Genomic DNA, 15,145 nt, shown 5'->3' with positions numbered 1-15,145 from the left:
TGGCTGGGGCGCCTTTCCTGGCCTGGCATGATCCCCTAACATACTGAAAATATTCACGAAGAGAGACACCAATGACTTTCGCTGATTTGCTCGCTGCGCTGGCTGAATCTCCAGACGACACGGTTACCGTTCCTGCCAGCTGGGCGCAGGGCAGGGCTGGCTATGGCGGCTTGATCGCCGCGTTGGTATTCGAAGGCATGCGCGCCAAAGCAAGCGGCCGGCCGGTTCGTTCGCTGGCGATTACCTTTGTTGGCCCGGTTGCGCCGGGGGAGCCCATGCAAGTCGAGAGTGAGGTGCTGCGCGAGGGTAAGGCAGTGACGCAGATGCTTGGCAGGGCAATGCAGAATGGGCAGACCATGTGCATCATTCAGGGCAGCTTCGGCGCATCCCGTGAGTCGGTGGTCGACGTCGCCGCGGAAGACGCGCCGCAGGCAAATGCTCCGCAGGATTGCAAGGAGCTGCCTTTCGTCAAGGGCATCAGCCCCGATTTCATTCAGCATTTCTCGGTGCGTTGGCTCTTCGGCGACCTGCCATTTACCAACAGCCGCAAGCGCGAAATGGGCGGCTGGATGGGCTTCAGCCAGGACGAGGGCGATATCCACGAAGGGCATATTCTGGGATTGATGGATGTGTGGCCACCAGCCGTGCTGCCGCATCTGGCGCAGCGCGCTCCGGCCAGTACGCTGACCTGGACCATCGAGTTCATGCAGCCACAACCGCAGGTGGGCAATACCGAATCACTGCTGTACCGCGCCGAAATCGAGCGCGCCCGCGATGGCTACGGCCATACCGCCGCCAAGGCCTGGAACGAACGCGGCGAGCTGGTCGCCATCAGTCGCCAGACCGTCACGGTGTTCGGCTAAGCCGTTTTCATCAAACAGGGATCAGGGCAGCTCGGCGATCAGCGTGGCACGCAGTGGCGCCGGGTGACCTTCGCAGGTCAAAGCTGGGTTCTCAGGGTCGAGGAAGTCCGGGAGCGACTGGAAACGCATCCAGTCGGTAGTGCGCTGTTCTTCAGTGCTGGTGCGGTTGAGGTCCACGCAGCGGATGTTGATGAACCCCGCGCGACTCAGCATTCGCTCGAGCATGGCCACTGACGGCAGGAACCACACGTTACGCATCTGAGCGTAGCGGTCCTGCGGCATCAGGCAGGTGTCCTCGTCGCCTTCGATCACCAGTGTTTCCAGCACCAGTTCGCCACCCCGTGCCAGGCATGCCTTGAGCTGCAGCAGATGATCGATCGGCGAGCGCCGGTGGTAGAACACACCCATCGAAAACACGGTGTCGAAACCGCCGGTGGGTTCAGGCAGGTCCTCCAGCGTCAGCGGCAATAGCCAGACCGGCGCATCCGGCAGGTAGCGACTCACCGCTTCAAACTGGGTCATGAACAGCAGATTCGGGTCCACCCCTATGACCTGTTGCGCACCGGCCTGCCACATCCGCCACATGTAATAGCCGTTGCCGCAGCCGACATCGAGCACCCGCTTGCCTTCCAGCGAAAGGTGCGGGGCGACGCGCTGCCATTTCCAGTCCGAATGCCACTCGGTATCGATATGGATGCCGAACAGGTCGAAGGGCCCCTTGCGCCAGGGGTGCAGTCCGCGCAGCGCCTGCTCGAGGCGTGCCTGGTCGTCCTCTGTCAGCTCGCCGACGCGACCAACGGTGACGCTATCTTGCAGATCAACGCTTGGCTGCTGGACCGTGGGTAACAGCTCCAGGCAGGCTTGCCAGCGGGGCAGGTCGCCGTGTTTGCGCGCCGTTTCCATGCGCTGTTCGAGTGCCGCTGGCAAGGGATCCAGCCAGTGCTCAAGCGGTGTGCCTTCAAGACTTTGATACAGCGGGGTGTAGTCAATCATTTGTGAGCGATCATCGAGCCGAAGTTAAGACACTGAAACCAGCTATGAGCGTGCTTGAAGCCGGCCTGATGCAGCCGTGCCAGGTGGGTCTCAAGGGTGTCGGGCAGCATCACGTTCTCAATGGCCGAGCGTTTCTGCGCAATTTCCAGCTCGCTGTAGCCGTTGGCGCGCTTGAAGGTGTAGTGCAAGGACTCGAGACTGCGCTGGGTGTCTTCATCGGCAAAGCGTAACTTTTCCGAGAGGATGAGAATCCCGCCGGGTAGCAAGGCCTCCTGGATACGCGTGAGCAGACCCAGACGCTGCTCCGGATTGATGAACTGCAGAGTGAAGTTCAACACCACCACTGAGCAGGGCTCCAGCGCAAGATTCAGAATATCGGCGTGGACGACGTCGATAGGCGTCAGTTCCTCGACCATCGAATCCTGCGCGGTGAGATACTCCTGGCACCGCTCAGCCATCGCTTCGGCATTGTCCACCGCACGAATATGGCAGCCCTCAGCCCGCACATGCCTGCGCATCGACTGGCTGGCGGCACCCAGGGAGCAGCCGAGGTCATAAATCAGGCTGCCCGGCTGGGCATATTGACCGGCGATCAGGCCGATGCTTTCTACGATGGTTGGATAACCGGGTACAGAGCGCTTGATCATGTCGGGGAAAACCTTGGCCACGTCATGATCAAACACGAAATCAGCCACCCGGCTCAGCGGGGCAGCGAATAGTTTGTCTACTTCCGTCATTGTCAGGTCCGGATCGTCTGGAGGACGGGATTTTACCGTAAAACGGCTTCGCGGAGGGCGTCGTCAGTCGATCGCACGCCCCGGCGGTGCTGGAGACGCTTGCCGATGCTTCTCGCAGCTGCCGCGGCCAACTGCTGCGCGGACGTGAGCGCACCAAGGCGGTCCAGGGGAGAAAACGAAGACAAATACGCTATGTCATGAAAATGACCATTACGGTTATGATAGGCGCCGGGAACCATTTTTTGACGACGGGGTCATGGGGCCGCTCGTTTCCGATTGAAGTGATATCATAATGATATTAAATGCAGCCATAACTTTCTCGTTGGCATGAGAAGGTTTTCAGGAAGGCGTCGACAGCGTCGCATAACGTCTGCCGTTCATATAACAGAGGAAAGGGTATGGCAGTAAAGCGCCAGTTGGTGGTCGGCGTCGCCTCGGTGGCGGCTCTTTATGCAGGTTTGAGCAATGCCCTGGGGCTGGGGGAGGTTGAACTCCAATCTGCCCTGAATCAGCCCTTGAACGCGGTGATTCAATTGCAAGGCAGCGCGGGGGTTTCTCCTGACGATATCCGGGTATCCCTGGCTGGTGCGGATGCCTTCGCAAATGCCGGGATGGAACGGCCTTTTTTCCTGTCCGACTTGCGCTTCGTGCCTGTCGTGCAGGGAGGTCAGTTGCATGTTCGTATTGAGTCCAGCAAGCCAGTACTTGAACCCTATCTGAATTTCCTGGTTGAGCTGCGCCAGCCCAACGGGCGCGTGCTGCGAGAATATACGCTGCTGCTTGACCCTCCGATGTATGACGCCGATGCAGGCTCGCCAAGCCAGACGCCTGCGCGCGCGTCGACACCTGCTCTGGCCCGGCGTACAGCAAACACTTCATCCACTACAAGCAATCGGCCGACAACGGCTGAGCGACAACCGCAGCTGCCGGATATCAGTGCTCAGTCTAATGCTGACACCTACAACACAGTGGCGGGTGACACCTTGTGGGATATAGCAGCCAAGACGCGGCCGGCCGATTCGGTGTCCATCCGCGACAATATGCTTGCCATTCGGGCGCTTAATCCCCAAGCCTTCATTGGCGGTGATATTGGCCGCCTGCGCAGCGATGCGCGATTAGCACTGCCCACCGCAGAGCAGTTGGGCGTAGAAGCGCCTGAGACAGCCGTTTCAGCGGCATCGAATGCGCCGGATACACCAGCGCAGGCCGTGCGCCCTGGTCAGGCGGCACCGGAGCGTGTAGCGCAAGCCAGCGACTTGGCGGCGACTTCAGCATCAGAAAGCGGGGCACGTTCAGCCACCCCTGGGGGCGATAACAATGCTCGTCTGCGCATCGAAGAAACGACGCCAGACACCGCCAGCGCAGACAATCAGCTGTTGCTCCAACGGCTGCAGTCGCTGGAGGCGCGGTTCAATGTGCTGCTGAACGAGTTGGATGACCGTGACCGTCAGATTGCCAATCTGCAGGCGGAGCTTGAGGTATTGCGCGCAGCTCAGGCTGCCGAGGCGCCGGGAACACAGGACACCACCGCGCCGGTGGGTACTGTAGGCGAGAACCTCGAGACAACCGGCGCAGCCTCCGCAACCGGCAGCGACGATCCGGAATCCGGTGCGATAGCCGCCGAGGTCACGCTGCCCGAGCCGCAGGCCAGTAATGAAACGCTGTTGTCGCGCTGGTGGCCTGCGCTATTGGGCTTGCTTGCGGCACTGCTCGCGGCCCTGTTATGGAAACGTAGGCACGATGAACAAGCGTCCGATACGACCACAGTGGATGGCCATGAACTCACGGTGCCTGAAGCTGCTGCTGCCACGCTTGCAGCCGAAGCCGCGGTTCAGACCACCATGGTGCGTGAAGCAGTTGCCCCACGTAATACGCGTCCGGTGGATCAGCTGGATGGCGTCGAGCTGTACATTACCTATGGCCGCTTCGCTGAGGCGCGGGTGATGTTGGAGCGTGCGATAGAGGAAAATCCCAAGCGTCTGGATCTGCGCTATCAACAACTGCGGGTTCTGGCTGAACTGGGTGACGTTCGCAAATTCACCGAGCAGGAACAGACAATATTGGCTCTGGGCGGCGATTCATCGCGCATCGGCGAAATAAAGTCGCGTTATCCGCAGGTACTATCCGCGCGTAACGATCAGGTGGAGCAGGTCGACGATATTGAGCCTCTGCTGGATGAGGATCTGGAGGCGATATCTGCGCATGAAGAGTCATCTGAATGGGCTGAGTCCGCCATCAAGGATGAGAGCAGTGAACTGAATCTGAATGACTTCACCCTGGATCCGGATTGGGATCTGATTGAAGGATTGACGCCAGCTCCCGCCGGCTATCGCGATTCAGAGGATCGGGACGCGGTAGACAGCGAAGCGGCTGATGCCGCTGAGGACGAAATGCTGCGCGACGGTCTACGGCAACTCCCTGAGGTGGAAGAGCTGGAACATGACGATAACCTGTTCCCCGACAAACCGGACGCTCGAAAGCTGCCGTACAAAGGCTAATCAACCTATAGACAGAGCGCCGGTTCAGTAGACCCTGAAACTGGCGCACTATCTTTTTCCGACTCTCAGTTGAACAGCCGCTTGGCCACGTCACGGAAATGGCTGGCGAAGTGGATCGTCATTCCTTTGGTCAGGTAATCGGGCAACTCGTCGAAGTCGCCCCGATTGGCCTCTGGAAGAATCAGCTCGAAAATCGATTGCCTACGCGCCGCAATAACCTTTTCCCGGATGCCTCCCACAGGCAGGACCTGACCAGTGAGCGTAATTTCACCGGTCATCGCTATGCCTTCCCGGGGTGCTTCATCCCGGGAGAGGGAGAGCAGGGCGCTGGCAATGGTGACACCGGCACTCGGCCCATCCTTCGGCGTCGCGCCTTCAGGGACGTGCAGGTGAACAAAGGCTTCGTCAAAGAACGTCTTGTCTCCCTTGTACAGTCCTAGATTGGCGCAGACGTAGCTATAGGCAATTTCCGCCGACTCCTTCATTACATCACCGAGCTTGCCGGTCAGCTTGAATCCGCGATTGAGCGTGTGGATACGTGTAGCCTCCACTGGCAGGGTCGCGCCGCCCATCGAAGTCCACGCCAGGCCCGTAATGATGCCGACTCCCTTCAGCGTCTTTTCGGTCCGGAAGGCTGGCGTGCCGAGCAGCGCCTTGAGGTCTGTCGGCTTGATGGTGACCTTGCGATCAGGCTCTTCCAGCAAGCGCATGACTGATTTGCGGATGATCTTGGCCAGCTGTTTTTCCAGATTGCGGACACCGGCTTCCCGTGCATAGCCCTCGATAATCTCGCGTAGCGCCTTATCGGTGATGCGCAGCTGACTCTTGCGGAGACCGGCACGCTGGAGCTGGCGCGGCCAGAGGTGATGCTTGGCAATTGCCAGTTTTTCCTCAGAAATATAGCCCGACAGGCGGATGACATCCATTCGGTCCAGTAGCGGTCCCGGAATGCTGTCCAGGGTATTGGCAGTGCAGACAAAAAGCACCTTGGACAAATCCAGGCGCATATCCAGGTAGTGATCCAGAAACTGGCTGTTCTGCTCCGGATCCAGCGTTTCCAGCAGCGCCGAGGCCGGGTCGCCCTGATGGCTGCTGCCGAGCTTGTCGATCTCGTCGAGCATGATCACCGGGTTCATTACCCCGACATCCTTGAACGCCTGGACGAATTTACCGGGCATCGCGCCTATATAGGTGCGGCGATGGCCCTTGATTTCGGCCTCGTCACGCATGCCGCCGACGCTGAACCGGTAAAACGGCCGCCCAAGACTTTCCGCAATGGAATGCCCGATGCTGGTTTTTCCCACGCCGGGTGGGCCAACCAGCAGGATGATCGACCCCGAGACCGATCCCTTGAACGCACCCACAGCCAGAAACTCGAGTATCCGCTGCTTGACGTCTTCCAGCCCGTCATGATCCCGGTCGAGTACCTTGCGCGCATGCTTGATGTCCAGTTTGTCGGCATGCGTGACACCCCAGGGAATGGAGGTGGCCCAGTCCAGATAATTACGTGTCACGCCGTATTCCGGCGAGCCGGTTTCGAGGATAGACAGCTTGTGCAGCTCTTCCTCGATCTTCTTGCTGGCTGACTCGGGGAGCGTTTTGTCGGCCAAGCGCTCGCGGAACTGTTCGATATCCGCGGTGCGGTCGTCCTTTGATAAGCCGAGTTCGCGCTGAATGACCTTGAGTTGCTCCTTGAGGAAGAACTTGCGCTGATGCTCACTGATGGTGCGGTTGACCTCAGCGCTGATCTCACCCTGGAGCCGCGCGACGTCGATCTCCTTCTTGAGCATGACCAGCACTTTTTCCATGCGCCGCAGGATAGGAATAGTATTCAACGCATCCTGCAGCTCCTCGGCCCGCGCAGAGGTCAGGGCAGCAGCGAAGTCAGCCAATGGCGACGGCTGGTTGGGGCTGAAACGATTCAGGTAGTTTTTCAACTCTTCGCTATACAGTGGATTCAGCGGCAGCAGTTCCTTGATCGCATTGATCAAGGCCATGGCATAGGCGCGTACCTCATCACGCTCATCCGTAGGCGATTCGGGGTATTCCACTTCAACCAGGTAAGGCGGCTTGTGGCTCAGCCAATTGGTAATGCGAACCCGCGTCAAACCCTGTGCAATAAACTGGATCTTGCCATCTTCCTTGACTGCATGATGGATTTTGACCGCACAACCTATGTCTGGCAGGTGAGTAGGATCCAGGTGACCGCTATCGTCCACGGGCGAGTCGACATAGAAAAGCCCGAGCGCATGGTGAGGGGTATTGGCGACCCGCTCGATGGTCTCTGACCAGGGCGTTTCGTTGATCACCACCGGCATGACCTGAGCAGGAAAGAACGGTCGGTTATGAATGGGTAGCAGATAGATTTTATCCGGGAGGCGCTGGTTGGGTATCACCAGGCCTGTGCCCGGCTCGAAACCCTGTTGGTGCTCCTGTTCGTCCCCTTCGACCAAATCCGCTTTCGTTGAAGACTGATCAGCCATTTAAAATTCCTGTCTGTGTGTACGTACCATTGTGAGTCACTCTTATTGAGATGGTGCCTGTCTGGGGGTATTTCAATGGCTGCACGTGAAGTGGAAGAAACAAGCTCAAGTGTCAAGATCGACTCGTCGGATGCCTGACTTTGGTCTACCGTGAGTGCAGGCTGTGGTAGCGCGATGCGGGCCAGTCATGGCCCTTTCTGGGAGCCGCTATGGCAATATTGCAACCTGACAGCTGGACTGAATAGAAACAGGCTCGATGTTCAGGGCCAATTGGGGCAAGCATGAGAACCGGACTCGATGCCCTTATACCAAGGAGCAAAGCACCATGACTGGAAACGCAGGGATTCTGACGGCCACCTTCGCCGTCTATATCGCAATCATGCTTGGCATCGGCTTTGTTGCCTACAAGCGAACCAGCAATCTTTCCGACTACATTCTCGGTGGCCGAACAATCGGGCCGGGCACTGCTGCGTTGTCGGCAGGGGCGTCGGATATGAGCGGCTGGTTGCTGCTCGGGTTACCCGGGTATGCCTTTGTCGCGGGGTATGAAGCGACCTGGATCGCCGCTGGGCTGTTGACCGGAACCTATCTGAACTGGCTGATCGTGGCGCGCCGCTTGCGGGTCTATTCCCACGCGGTGAACGATTCGCTGACGCTGCCGGCGTACTTCGAATTTCGCTTCGAAGATAAATCCCGGCTGCTACGGGTTATCTCGGCGGTGTTCATTCTGCTGTTTTTTCTGTTCTATACCAGCTCCGGTCTGGTGGCAGCGGGCAAGCTGTTTGAAAGCACCTTCGGCCTGAGCTACGAGTTGGCAGTTGTGGTCGGGACTGTGATCATCGTCTCCTACACCTTCTTTGGCGGGTTCCTCGCCGTGTCCTGGACCGATGTGATTCAGGGCCTGCTGATGGCGGCTGCGTTGGTCGTGGTGCCAGTGATGACCTTGAATACCATGGGTGGCTGGGGCGAGGCCCGCGGTGCCATGGAAGCCGCCAATCCCGAACTGCTATCCTTTTTCACTGACGTCGACGGCGAAGCGCTTGGCTTTGTCGCCATCATTTCGCTGCTCGGGTGGGGCCTTGGGTATTTCGGTCAGCCGCATATTCTGGCGCGATTCAAGGCTGTGGGGGACGATGCAGCATTGCCTACAGCGCGCCGGATTGCGGTGCTCTGGAGCGCCGTGTGTCTGTTCGCTGCGCTGATGACGGGCTGGGTAGGCATCGGCTATTTCGGCGAGGCGGGGCTGGATGATGCGGAAACGGTGTTCCTGGCTCTGATTCAGGCGCTGATGCATCCGCTGGTAGGGGGCATTCTGTTAGCCGCCGTGTTGGCGGCCATCATGTCGACCGCCGACTCCCAGTTGCTGGTGTCATCGTCGGCGTTGGCTGAGGATTTCTACAAGGCGCTGTTCCGCCGTGACGCCACCCAAAGCGAACTGGTTTGGGTAGGCCGCTTTGCGGTAGTGGGCATCGCCATCCTGGCGTTGATCTTCGCCTTCAATCCCGAGAGCACGGTACTGGGTCTAGTGTCCTACGCCTGGGCAGGCTTCGGTGCTGCATTTGGTCCGGCGGTCATCCTCTCTCTGTTCTGGCGGCGGATGAACCGCAACGGCGCGCTGGCCGGCATCATCGTCGGCGGCATCACCGTCGTGGTCTACAAGCAGATCGATACCATCGGGCTGTATGAAATCATCCCTGGCTTCATTCTGGCGACGCTCGCCATCGTGATCGCCACGCTACTGACTGCTGAACCCTCCGCAACCATCAAGGAAACCTTCGACGACGTAGCCAATCGCTACTGATCCGGAAACCAAAGGGCCGGGCTGCGCATGCAGTCCGGCCCTTTCTTGTGGCTTGCGCCGCGATCAATCCCGCATTCTTGGCGCTGAATGCCAAGCTAACTGACCAAGTACCGAAGCCTCTTCAGCTCGCGATGACAGCAAGCAGAAAGCTGTATTCCTCCGTTAGTTCACGCATGGCCTGATAGCGTCCGCTGGCGCCGCCGTGCCCTGCACTCATCTGCGTGCGCAACAACAAGGGGTGGTGATCGGTCTTGTGGTAGCGCAACTTGGCAACCCACTTGGCGGCCTCCCAATACTGAACGCGCATGTCGTGATAACCCGCGGTGACAAAGATGGCGGGATAGGCCTGTGCGCGCACCTGCTCATAGGGCGCGTAGCCCTTGATGCGTTCAGCCACCTGGGCCTCCGCCGGGTTGCCCCACTCCTCGTACTCGCCGATGGTCAAGGGGAGGGCGGGATTGTTCATGGTATTCCAGACATCGACAAAGGGGACGTCAGCCACTGCCGCCGCAAACAACTCGGGCCGCTGGTTGATGACATTGCCTATCAGGAGCCCGCCAGCGCTGCCGCCGGCGACCACCAGCCGTTGGCTATCGGTATACCCGGTCTCGATCAGATGTTCGGCGCACGCAATAAAATCCTTGAAGGTGTTTTCCTTGTGCTCAAGCTTGCCGGCCTGATACCAGGCCTCGCCCATATCCGCTCCGCCGCGAACATGGGCAATGGCGAACACCCAGCCGCGATCCAGCAACGAAAGCCGGGCGTGGGAGAACCAGGGGTCCATGCTGGCACCGTAGGAGCCATATCCGTACAGGTAACAGGGCGCAAGTGTATTGAGGTTGCCTGGTCGGCCGACCAGGCTGATCGGTATGCGGGTGCCGTCCGGCGCCGTGGCCCATTCACGTCTGACACTGTAGTCGTCTGCAGAAAACGGGCCTTCTACCGGCGTCTGTTTGAGCACATGCTGCTCTCCGGAGGCAAGCTCAAGGGAACGCACCTCTGCCGGGCGGTTGAGCGATTCGTAACGCAGTCTTATTCGCTCGCTGGAATATTCTTCACCCCCCTGTATGTGCAGACTGTAGACGGCATCCGGCATCTGTACGGTATAGGCGGCAGCGGCTTGCGGTCGAACTTCGAGGATGATCAATCCCTGGTCGCGGTAATGCAGCACCAGGCCGTGCTGTTGAACATCAAAGTCCTCCAGCGTGCGGTTTGGGTCGGTGTCCACCATCAGCTCCCACTGTTCGCGGCGGGGAGCCGTCGCATCGCAACGATAGAGGCAGAAGTTCTCGCCCTGCGCGTTGCTGCGGATGATCAGGCCCTGGGGGCCGTGGTCTGCCTGATATTCATGCCCGTCACTGCGTTCGGCGAGCAATGCCCACTGTCCATCGGGCTCATCGGCGGATAACACCCGGACTTCGCTGGTGTTCTTACTATCACATGCCAGCAGCAGCCACTGTTCTGAGCTACTGCGATAGGCATGCACATAGAAGCGCTGGTCAGCTTCATGGAATATCTGCTGTGGTGGTTGCCCCGGGCGCAACCGCCACAGGGTAGATGGACGCGACGTCTCGTCCATGCTGATGGCGAACAAGGTTGCGCTGTCGTTGGCCCAAGTCAGGCTTCCGTCGGACTGCTCCAGATCCAGTTCGGTTATTTCACCGCTGGTAAGGTTCTTCAGATAGAGCTGATAGGTCTCGTTGCCCTGACGGTCGAGGCTGTAGGCAAGCCAGTGCTGATCGGGACTGATGGTAAAGCCGCCAAGGTGCAGAAAGTCGTCTCCGGCCAGCATATTCAGATCAAGCAATAGCTGCTGGGTCGCCGGATTGGTTTCCAGGCTGCCGTCATCTGGCCGTGGGCAGCGATAGAATCGCGGATACTCCGCACCCGCTTCGGTGCGCTGATAATACAACCAGGGCCCCTTGACGCCGGGCAGCGAAAGGTCCGTCTCGCGAACGCGACCGCGAATCTCCTCGAAAATCTGCTCCCGGCGATCCTGATTCTCCGTCAGCCATGTTTCGGTATGACGGTTTTCCTCTTCCAGATAGGCGAGTACCTCGGGAGCGTCACGCTGCTCCAGCCAGGCATAGGGATCGATTGCATTCTCTTCTCGGCGGGCAACGGGTGGCATCAGTCTGGGACCTCGGATGGTAAAAACGATATTATAGCTGTTCGCACACTCACACCGGTTTCCCCATCCATGTTCAACGAATCCGAATACCAGACTGTCTGGATGATTTACCTTGTCGCAGCGGCCTGTGCCTGGCTGGTCTGGTGGCAAATAACCCGCTGGATCTCATGGTGGTTCGTGCGCGAGCCGCTCCTGGTGATAGCTGCGGTGCTGTTATTCGTCCCCTCGCGAGTCGACCCGGCAGAGCCGTGGCTGGCGCCAGCCTTCTTCATCTGGGTGCTGGATACACTGTTTGATACAGGCGATAACGTGGGGAGGATGCTGGGCAACCTTAGCCTGGCGCTGACCATTGCGGCTGTTGCCTACCTAGGCTTGGTCTTGCTACGAGCCGGGTGGCGGCATTGGCGTGGCCGGAGCACCGAGGCGGGTCCGGCTGGCCGCTAACGAATCATCAAAGCAGCGAGAGTACGCTGCTTTGTGGTGAGTTCTATTCGCCGCTTTTCTGTTCGTACATGGTTCGTGCCAGGAGCATGATCTGTTCCTGAAAATCGGTCCGCTGACTATCGGTCATGGGGCAGATGCCAATCTGCTCGAACAATCGATAGCCGCGGACGGAGAAGAACAGGATGCTGGCCTGAGCCAGCCCTAATGGGGATTTTTCCAGGATATCGAACAGGCCCTGGATATCATCAGACGTCGTCCGCAATAGCGCTGGGTTACTCGCGGCAGCCGCAAAAATCGCGGAATCCAGGTTCTTCTCTTCGGTCGATTCGCTCAGGTTGCTGAGCAGCAGGGCCTTCAGCTCGCGCATGGGTTCATCCGGGAGCACACTCTCATAGGCGCCCCAGCGTACCCGGAAACGTTCCAGGCGGTGCTCGATCATCGCGGACAACAGTGCTTCGCGATCGGGAAATTCCGCGCGTAAGGTTGCTTCATCAACGCCGGTGCGTTCGCTCAGACTGTCGAAAGTAAGCTGGGATGCGCCCAGCTCGCTGACGATCGCTTCGGCGGCGCGGAACAGGCTCAACCGAAGCGAGTCATTAGTCTTTTTTTCATTGCTACTGTCCACTGCGAAAACCTCTTCCGGACAATGGGTGGCGAGCGCTAAATGCTGCTGATGGAATCTTGGCGCCCTCGGATCATTGGGCCATAGGGTACGACTTACCGGCTGGGCAGGCGAGTTTTTTTTAGATCGGTATGGGAAGGGGGCAGAGAGATGTACTGGCAAGCGGGTAAAGCGAGAGGATTGCAAAATTCAGGCGAAAAAAAACCCGGCCGAGGCCGGGTTTTCAGTCAGATATCGGAATTAACCGATGATCTGAATGTTCGCTGCTTGCTTGCCTTTAGGACCAGTAGTGATGTCGAAAGACACCTTCTGGTTCTCGGCGAGGGATTTGAAGCCCTGAACCTTGATTTCGGAGAAGTGGGCGAACAGATCATCACCACCGCCGTCTGGAGTAATGAAGCCAAAGCCTTTAGTGTCGTTGAACCACTTAACTGTACCAGTTGCCATTTCGGATAATTCCTATCTAATTAAAAATACTTGAGAACACTCATGTGAGCAGACTCAATGGTAGCGCGGGGATCGAAGATTACGAGAATGACAAACTTACGTACATAAAGTGCGCTTGTAGCCTACTACTCTATCTTTAAAACCTACGCGCTCACTTTGCGCCTTAAAGCAGATCAAGTCAAGCAATGCTTGTACTGCCGCGTTCAGGCACTCAATGAACGAAATTCAGTATACGACACTTTCAGAAAATAACATCCCTTTCGTCGGTTTATTAATTAATGTCCGATAGGAGGGTCTATTGGCGCGTCCGAGCGAGCGGCTAGCTGACGTTCCCAGCCCCTTCCGCTGTCTCGATGCCCGGCCGCTTGTAGGGGTACACGTCGATTATCTGGCCTGCGCGAATCTTTTCCTGCAGCGTCTTCCAGTAATCGGCGTCGTACAGATCCCCGTGCATGCTCGCGAACAGCTTGCGGTGGTTGATGTCGGCGAACAGAAAGACCGGGAACTCCTCAGGGAATACGTCGTTAGGGCCCACCGAGTACCAGGGCTCCGAGGCCATCTCCTGCTCCGGATACATGGCCTCCGGAATGTGCCGGAAATTCACCTCGGTAAGATAGCTGATCTCATCGTAGTCGTAGAACACCACACGGCCGTGCCGGGTGACGCCGAAATTCTTCAACAGCATGTCGCCTGGAAAGATGTTGGCGGCTGCCAGCTGCTTGATCGATTTCCCGTAATCCATTAGCACTTCCCGGGTCTGGGTCTCGCTAGCCGTCTCCAGATAGATATTCAACGGAATCATGCGCCGCTCGGTCCAGCAATGCCGAATGAGGATGACGTCGCCTTCTTCTATTACCGTCTGGGCCGCCACCTCAAGCAGTTCTGCCAGGCATTCCGGATCGAACCGATCCCGCGGGAAGCGAAAGTCCGAGAATTCCTGGGTATCCGCCATGCGCCCCACGCGGTCATGGCGTTTGACCAGTCGGTACTTCTCGATGACTGTCGCTCGGTCAATATTCTTCGAAGGCGCGAAGCGGTCCTTGATGATCTTGAATACGGTATTGAAGCCGGGGAGGGTGAATACGCTCATCACCATGCCGCGCACACCCGGCGCCATGACGAAGCGGTCTTCCTTGCGCGCCAGGTGTTCAATCAGCGAACGATAAAATTCGGATTTGCCCTGTTTATAGAAGCCGATCGCGGTATACAGCTCGGCAATGTGCTTGCCCGGGATCAATCGCTTGATGAAGCTGATCATTTCGCAGGGCACGGGAGCATTGACCATGAAATACGAGCGGGTGAAGGAGAAGATGATCGACACCTCCGCTTCGTCGGTAATCAGGGTGTCGACGCTGATGCCCTCGTGCTCACGGTGAACCAATGGCAGCACAAAAGGCCACTGCTCTTCCTGGCTGAGCAGTCGGCCGACCAGGTACGCGCCCTTGTTGCGGTAGAACACGTCCTGGATGATTTCGACGGTCAGCCCGCGGTCCAGTTGTGCCCAGTCCGGCAGACCCTGTTTCAGGTAGGCGACGATTTTGGCGCAATCGCTGTCCAGGTCGTGCCAGGGCGTATCGAAGCTGTACTCTTCAAGGATGTGTCGCGCCAGATCTTCCAGCGAGCCTTCCGAGATGAATCCTCTGGTCAGTGGTATACGTGACGGTGGGCGGGTCTTCGGACGGGTCGTGTGAACGAACATGGTGCGGTCACTGATCAGCTCGTGGCGATGGAAGCGGCAGAAGATGGAGTTGTACCAGGTCTCTGCCAGCTCGCCATCGAGCCGGGGGTCGATCAGCTTGATGTATGCATTGCGGATGTGCGGCCAGTTGCCGACGTCCATGATGTCAGTCAGCTCGAACTGCCCGTTCAGGCTACGCGCTGTCTCCTTGACGCATTCCTCATACATATTGATGCGCGCCGTTGAAGCATCCTGAATATCAACCCAGCGCGCCTGTTCGAAACGGCTACGCGCGCCGCGGGTGATTTCCTGGAAGCGGGCTCGGTAGACATCGAACCCGACAAGAATGTGCTGAGCAATACGTGTGTGATTCAACGGCATGTTTGGCAAGTCGCCTGTGAGGTAATGAATGGGCGGCGGGCAAAGCATCCCGCCGGTAGCGAACTGC

General features: G+C 58.2%; 11 protein-coding genes. 4 read left to right on the top strand and 7 right to left on the bottom strand.

The genetic code is table 11. The features are described 5' to 3' along the window. Positions 1-71 precede the first annotated feature (71 nt). Entirely contained in the window at positions 72-863 is a 792-nt protein-coding gene (locus tag FHK95_RS06525) for an acyl-CoA thioesterase (protein ID WP_150303783.1), read from the top strand. Between the two features lie 21 nt (positions 864-884). On the opposite strand, the gene cmoB is transcribed toward FHK95_RS06525, so the two are convergent. Then, on the bottom strand, positions 885-1,856 hold the full coding sequence (gene cmoB / locus FHK95_RS06520; protein ID WP_150303782.1) for a tRNA 5-methoxyuridine(34)/uridine 5-oxyacetic acid(34) synthase CmoB: 972 nt from the start codon (positions 1,854-1,856) through the stop codon (positions 885-887). Continuing rightward, positions 1,853-2,593, bottom strand: coding sequence for a carboxy-S-adenosyl-L-methionine synthase CmoA (gene cmoA / locus FHK95_RS06515; protein WP_150303781.1), 741 nt, complete (start codon positions 2,591-2,593; stop codon positions 1,853-1,855). The genes cmoB and cmoA overlap by 4 nt, the downstream gene beginning before the upstream one ends. A gap of 398 nt (positions 2,594-2,991) precedes the next feature. Between cmoA and FHK95_RS06510 the strand changes: the two genes are divergently transcribed. Continuing rightward, the gene (locus FHK95_RS06510) at positions 2,992-5,091 is read left to right on the top strand and encodes a type IV pilus assembly protein FimV (protein ID WP_150303780.1); all 2,100 of its coding nucleotides are present in this window, start codon (positions 2,992-2,994) and stop codon (positions 5,089-5,091) included. A gap of 65 nt (positions 5,092-5,156) precedes the next feature. On the opposite strand, the gene lon is transcribed toward FHK95_RS06510, so the two are convergent. Then, positions 5,157-7,574 (bottom strand): endopeptidase La, encoded by a 2,418-nt coding sequence (gene lon / locus FHK95_RS06505; RefSeq protein ID WP_150303779.1) that lies wholly within the window; start codon positions 7,572-7,574, stop codon positions 5,157-5,159. A 325-nt stretch (positions 7,575-7,899) separates the two neighbouring features. Here lon and putP point away from each other — a divergent pair, with 325 nt between their 5' ends. After that, positions 7,900-9,375: a sodium/proline symporter PutP gene (gene putP, locus FHK95_RS06500; protein WP_150303778.1), complete on the top strand. Its 1,476-nt coding sequence runs from the start codon at positions 7,900-7,902 to the stop codon at positions 9,373-9,375. 121 nt (positions 9,376-9,496) lie between these two features. On the opposite strand, the gene FHK95_RS06495 is transcribed toward putP, so the two are convergent. Next, positions 9,497-11,506, bottom strand: coding sequence for a S9 family peptidase (locus FHK95_RS06495; protein ID WP_150303777.1), 2,010 nt, complete (start codon positions 11,504-11,506; stop codon positions 9,497-9,499). A gap of 69 nt (positions 11,507-11,575) precedes the next feature. Between FHK95_RS06495 and FHK95_RS06490 the strand changes: the two genes are divergently transcribed. After that, on the top strand, positions 11,576-11,950 hold the full coding sequence (locus FHK95_RS06490) for an MFS transporter (protein WP_150303776.1): 375 nt from the start codon (positions 11,576-11,578) through the stop codon (positions 11,948-11,950). Between the two features lie 43 nt (positions 11,951-11,993). Here the strand turns inward: FHK95_RS06490 and FHK95_RS06485 are convergent, their stop codons facing one another. The 3 genes from FHK95_RS06485 to aceK form a co-directional block, all read right to left on the bottom strand. Further along, entirely contained in the window at positions 11,994-12,575 is a 582-nt protein-coding gene (locus tag FHK95_RS06485) for a TetR/AcrR family transcriptional regulator (protein ID WP_150303775.1), read from the bottom strand. Between the two features lie 237 nt (positions 12,576-12,812). After that, complete coding sequence (locus FHK95_RS06480) at positions 12,813-13,019, bottom strand: cold-shock protein (RefSeq protein WP_036989629.1); 207 nt, start codon at positions 13,017-13,019, stop codon at positions 12,813-12,815. Between the two features lie 319 nt (positions 13,020-13,338). After that, positions 13,339-15,078, bottom strand: coding sequence for a bifunctional isocitrate dehydrogenase kinase/phosphatase (gene aceK / locus FHK95_RS06475; protein ID WP_150303774.1), 1,740 nt, complete (start codon positions 15,076-15,078; stop codon positions 13,339-13,341). Between the last annotated feature and the right edge of the window lie 67 nt (positions 15,079-15,145).

This window comes from Pseudomonas saliphila (assembly GCF_008638345.1).
Classification (GTDB): Bacteria; Pseudomonadota; Gammaproteobacteria; order Pseudomonadales; family Pseudomonadaceae; genus Halopseudomonas; species Halopseudomonas saliphila.
The sequence above is the reverse complement of the archived record's forward strand: the minus strand, read 5'-3'. Positions and strand labels throughout refer to the sequence as shown.